The organism is Salegentibacter sp., from assembly GCF_041642575.1.
In the GTDB taxonomy this organism is placed as follows: Bacteria; Bacteroidota; Bacteroidia; order Flavobacteriales; family Flavobacteriaceae; genus Salegentibacter.
In genome coordinates, this window is sequence record NZ_JBEPWD010000112.1 from 1 (window position 1) to 5535 (window position 5535).

The window sequence follows — 5535 nt, forward strand, 5'->3', positions numbered from 1 at the left end:
TGGGAACAGGAGTAGGTCTGATATTACAGCAGGCATTTCCATTGCTTTTACAGGACCTGTTACCGGTAGATGTTCAGGTAAGCTTTGTGCCGCAAGCCATCTTGATGGGAGTCTTACTTGGAGTTTTCATGTCGGTATTGTTCGCACTTTATCCTTTAATGGGAACCCTTTACATCTCCCCGCTTCAGGCACTCCGCGTTCAGGAAGATGAAACCGTGAGATCGCGAAAGGCCATATTATTTGTGTCTCTGGGTATTTTTATCTTCATATTCCTCTTTTCATTCTGGCTACTTAAAAACTGGCAATATTCCCTTTCTTTCGTAGCGGGAATTCTTGTGAGCTTCTCTATTCTGGCAGGAGTTGCAGCGCTATTCATGAAGGCCATAAAAAATTACTTCCCCAACTCCTGGGGCTTCCCTGCAAGGCAGAGTTTACTGAATCTGTTCAGACCACAGAATCAGACTTTAATTCTCATCCTGGCCATTGGGGTGGGCAGTTTTCTCATCAGTACCCTTTATTTCAGTAAAGACCTGCTGCTGGCACAAGCCTCACTGGAGACAGAAGCCGACAGCCCTAATATGATCCTGCTGGATGTACAATCGGAGCAACAGGATTCAATAATTAGTACCATAGAATCCAAGGATGCCCCACTGCTTGACAATATTCCCATCGTCACCATGAGGGTGCAGAGCATACAGGGAAAATCGGTTAATGAAATCAGGGAAGACACGACTTCAAGGATAAACCGTTGGGTTTTGAATCACGAGTTCAGGGTTACCTATCGCGATTCTCTCATTTCTTCGGAAATCCTTGAACAGGGAGAATGGACTTCAGCAACTGAAGGGGAAGAAAATATCCCTATCAGTATCAGTGATAATTTTGCTGAAGATGCCAGGGTTGGCCTGGGCGATAAACTGACCTTTAATGTACAGGGAGTTTTGCTGAATACCGAGGTTAGCAGTGTGAGAACTGTCGACTGGAGCAGAATGCAACCTAATTTTTCGATAGTTTTTCCCGAAGACGTTCTGGAGGAAGCACCACAGTTCAGGGTGATAACTACAAAAGTCCAGGATGAAAGCTCCTCTGCTGCCCTGCAACAGGAACTGGTAAGAAAATTTCCGAATGTTTCAATTATAGATCTCAGGCAGGTACTGAGTGTCATTGAAGGATTGCTGAACAAGATCTCCTGGATCATCAATTTTATGGCTTTCTTCAGCATACTTACAGGAATAATCGTGCTGATTGGGGCGGTAAGAACCAGCAAATATCAACGTATAAGGGAAAGCGTACTCCTGAGAACCATTGGAGCAAAAAGCAAGCAGATATTGAAGATCGCTGCCCTGGAATACATCTATCTTGGGGTTTTAGGAAGTTTATCAGGAATTCTGCTATCGCTTATCAGCAGTCAATTACTGGCATGGCTGGTTTTTGAATCCAGTTTTATTCCTTCCTGGGTTCCATTTTTAATTCTTTTCCCCGGCATTGTTTTACTGGTTCTCCTCATAGGGTTAGCGAACAGCATAGGGGTTATCAGCAGGCCCCCGCTGGAGGTCTTGCGACGGGAAGGAAGGTAATCACTATAAAAAGAAAGGTTTGGTTTAGAAGTAGTAAGATATTAAAATCTAAACTATTTAAATTTTTATTTTATCTTTAATTAGGTTTCTGATAAACAGCTATTTAAGACAGCTGTGGTCTTAAGCCTGATTACTTCTAACTAAAACCAAATTATGATGAAGCAAAGGTCTAAATTTAAACATTTAAAAGAGCTCTTAGGAACAGGGGTTCTTTTTTTATTTACCCTTATTTCTGTTGCACAAAGCAAGTCGGAAATGATCGGGGAACTCATGGAAAAGTATTCAGAATATGAACAATTTAATGGTTCGGTACTAGTTTCTGAAAACGGCGATGTAATCTTCAAAAAGGGCTACGGAATGGCCAATATGGAATTTGATATTCCTAATGAGCCGGACACCAAACACAGGCTGGGGTCTATTACAAAACAGTTTACCGCGATGCTGATTCTTCAATTGGTGGAAGAAGGCAAGCTGGAACTGGATAAACCAATTTCCAACTATTTACCTGATTATGAGGGTCCTGCAGCCGAGGAGGTTACTATTCATCATTTATTAACCCATAGCTCGGGGATTCCAAGTTACACTTCCTTCCCGGGTTTCTTTGAGAATCAAAGCCGGGACCCCTACACTCCCGGGGAGTTTGTTAAAACCTTTGCCGATTCGACCTTACAATTCATGCCGGGGGAGAAATTCGCTTATAACAATTCGGGATATTTTCTATTGGGGCATATTATTGAAGAGGTTTCGGGGAAATCCTATGAAAAAATGCTCGAGGAAAATATTTTCGAGCCTGTGGGAATGAATAACTCCGGGTACGATCATCATGGAAATATCATTAAGAACAGGGCAGCCGGATATGAACGTGCTGGTAACGGGTACCGCAATGCTCCTTATCTGGATATGTCTATCCCCTATGCCGCCGGTTCCCTCTATTCTACCGTTGAAGATCTATACCTATGGGACCAGGCGCTTTATGAAGAGGAGTTATTAAGTGAAGAGTTGAAGGAAGAAATGTTTGAAGCACATATTAAGGACGGGGATTCGAAATATGGATATGGCTGGGGATTGGGAAAAATGCCCATAGGGAAAACAGCAGACAGTATTCAGACAATAGCTCACGGGGGTGGCATCAATGGATTTAATACCCTATTAATAAGAGTTCCTGAAGAAAAACATCTTATTGTTCTTCTAAATAATACCGGGGGAACCAACCTGGGGGAAATGGCCTCCTCAATCTTAAACATCCTCTATGGGGCAGATTATGACATGCCAAAACGCTCGGCCGCAATGGAGTTGTTACCTGTTTTTAGGAACCAGGGAGTTTCAGCAGGGATGGAAAAATATAAAGCTTTAAAGGAAGATGAAACCTATGCCCTTAAGGAGAATGAAATGAATATGATTGGTTATCAGCTACTCCAATCGGGGAAAACTGAGGAAGCAATAGAAGTATTCAAAATAAATGTAGAGGAGTTTCCCGAATCAGGGAATGTATATGATAGCCTGGGAGAAGCCTACCTGGAAGCCGGACAAAAAGAGCTGGCTATAGAAAACTACAAGAAATCTGTAGAGATCGATCCCGGGAATACTAATGGCATTAATATACTTAAGAAACTGGAACAGGAATAGGCCGGAAAGTTAACAAAAGCCTAAGGGAATTTATTAGTTCGGTAATACTTTGTACCTTCAATGTTATCAATTGTTTACTGGAATTCACCAGAATCTGGAAGAGCATATTTCAATATTCTCTCAGATAAAACATTGAAGAAATTAATCAACCAAAATTAAGTATTATGAGAAATTTAAAAACAAGCTTAGGCACTGCATTAAGTATGTTACTAATGCTGGCTTTATTTACTTCCTGCGATCAAGACCGCGGCATTGACCTGTCTGAAAACGCAGAACAAAGGGAGGATGTTTATGAACAAATCCTGAACGACCAAGAGCTTTTCAATGAATTCATGGACGAAATGCGTGAAAACCGGGGTTCCATGGATATGATGCGACAAAACCGGCCTATGATGCGAAACATGTACGGTCGTCAGGAAATGCAAAACATGATGAAAAACAATCCTGAAATGATGGATTCCGTGCGAATGAATATGATGAGCATGATGGAAGCAGATACTACCATGCAATTAACAGAAGAAAGACGGGAGCGAATGTCCCAGCATATGGTAAGAATGATGGAAAGAGACAGCGCTTTTCATGCCAGGATGAAAGAAAGAATGCAGGATATGGAACGCAATTAACCGATCCTGATATTTAACTTTAGAAAGGGAGATTTTTTCTCCCTTTTTTTTATGGAGTTTTTTACAACAAAAATAATTCTAAACCAGGAACCCAAAAAAGAAAGCTCCTACTACAAAAAGCAGGATAGCCAGAACCACAGCTACCAGAAATAAGAAAAGGTAAGGCCGCGTCCTGATGAATTGACGCTGCGCAAAAGGTTTATAAAGGAAATTAAGGTAATTGTATATTCCAATTTTAATTTTTAAAAACAAAGTATTCATCTGTCCCTCTACAATATGTTAAAATCATATTAATGAAAGCGGCAAATATAATTATTCTTTCACATAAATTTAAGATACTGTAAAGTTTACAAAGCCGATGTATATAGAAAAAAATCGATTAAAGATTAGATCAACAACTGATACTCAACTTTTCCCGGATTGATTATCCAGGCTATTACCAGGTTTTAAAAAGTTGGGGAAGCGTATTTAAATTGTTAAAGTATGAGTCTTTATTGGTTAGTAAGCAGATTTTGAAAAGATTTGAAATCAAACTGCATAAATGGGTAAAAAGAAATTAGAAAGATCCCTGGGATTTTGGGATGTGCTGATGTTCGGTGTTGGAGGAGTTGTAGGTGCCGGGATCTATGCCATAATTGGACAGGCAGCCGATCTCGGCGGAAATATGTTATGGCTGAGTTTTGTGGTCGCTGCTTTGGTAGCCTTACTTACAGGGCTAAGCTATGCCGAATTTGTTAGCAGATTTCCAGATGCCGGAGGAAGTTTTGAATACATCAAGCAAGGGCTGGGGCATAAAACAGCTCTCTTTATGTCTATCTTCATGAGCTTCACGGGAGTGGTCGCCGCCGGCGCTATTGCAATAAGTTTTGCTGAATACCTGGAAAGATTACTTGATCTTCCTGCGAGTGCTTCAGTTATTGGGATAATTTTTCTTATGGCCTTTTTTAATATTATAGGTTCCAAATACAGTTCTTATTACAACACTTTTGCGACAATAGTTACTCTTCTGGGCTTGGTTCTAGTAGTAGGAGTTTCCCTTCCCGATTTTGGTAGTGCGAATCTCCTTGAAGCCACTGAGAAAGGATGGATAGGAATTATGGCAGGTGGCGCTTTGATTTTCTTTAGTTATGTGGGCTTTGAAGATCTGGTGAAGATGGCCGAAGAAACCAAATCTCCAAAAAAAAATATGCCCTTAGCGGTAATGATAAGCGGGCTGAGCGTACTTGTGATCTATGTCCTGATCGCGATAAGTGCAGTAAGTGTAATGGACTGGCAGGAACTCGCAAAATCAAGCGGACCCCTGGCGGCGGTAATTGAGGCCAAACTAGGAAATATTGGGGCTACAATTCTGGTATTTGTGGCCTTATTTGCAACCAGCAAGACCATTTTGAGCAATATTCTGGGAACTTCCCGATTGCTCTACGATGTAGCCCGGGATAGTGATATTAACTGGTTAAAGAAATTCACCACGATCTCTGGAATTGGCAATGCTCCTAATTATGCCATATTCGCAGTGGCTTTAGTAACCATGGCTTTCGGATTGATAGGAAACCTGAAAACCGTAGCTAGTATAAGTAATATCTTTATCTTCATAGTATTCGGAATGGTGAATATCGCCCTGATCAATTTCCGCAGAAATAATAAGGACAGCCGGGATGAAAAACCTTATTTCTTCATTCCAATGAATATAAAAAATATTCCCATTCCAACCA

4 protein-coding genes are annotated in these 5535 nt (G+C 40.9%); all 4 read left to right on the forward strand.

The window, feature by feature from the left end; genetic code table 11:
• Positions 1-1574 (forward strand): ABC transporter permease (locus tag ACESK1_RS11695; RefSeq protein WP_372920361.1); only part of this gene is annotated, 1574 nt, incomplete at its 5' end.
• A gap of 153 nt (positions 1575-1727) precedes the next feature.
• On the forward strand, positions 1728-3200 hold the full coding sequence (locus ACESK1_RS11700) for a serine hydrolase (protein WP_372920362.1): 1473 nt from the start codon (positions 1728-1730) through the stop codon (positions 3198-3200).
• 164 nt (positions 3201-3364) lie between these two features.
• Entirely contained in the window at positions 3365-3823 is a 459-nt protein-coding gene (locus ACESK1_RS11705; RefSeq protein WP_372920363.1) for a hypothetical protein, read from the forward strand.
• A 541-nt stretch (positions 3824-4364) separates the two neighbouring features.
• On the forward strand, positions 4365-5535 hold a 1171-nt coding region (locus ACESK1_RS11710), incomplete at its 3' end, for an APC family permease (protein ID WP_372920364.1).